Origin of the sequence: Stenotrophomonas sp. SrG (assembly GCF_050031795.1) — a bacterium.
Taxonomy (GTDB): domain Bacteria; phylum Pseudomonadota; class Gammaproteobacteria; order Xanthomonadales; family Xanthomonadaceae; genus Stenotrophomonas; species Stenotrophomonas rhizophila_A.
Window position 1 is genome coordinate 1 of the sequence record NZ_JBNBBE010000825.1, and the last position, 245, is coordinate 245.

Genomic DNA, 245 nt, shown 5'->3' on the forward strand with positions numbered 1-245 from the left:
TTCGGGTAGTTGTGGCCCTTGGCGATGGCGATGCAGCCCGAACCGGTGCACAGGTCCTGCGCGCGGTGTACGTGGCGGCCGGCCAGCCACGGCTCGAAGCCGGTTTCGATCAGCTCGGCGATCGGCGTGCGCGGCACCAGGGCACGGCGGTCGCTCTTGAAGCTTAGGCCCGCGAACCAGGCTTCACCGGTCAGGTAGGCGTCCGGCATGCGCTCGCTGATGCGGCGCTCGAACAGTGCCAGCAA

The 245-nt window shown here is 68.6% G+C and carries 1 pseudogene; it reads right to left on the bottom strand.

The features are described 5' to 3' along the window. Positions 1-245 (bottom strand): annotated as a pseudogene (locus ACQG3P_RS21850) (50S ribosomal protein L3 N(5)-glutamine methyltransferase); the annotation flags it as partial.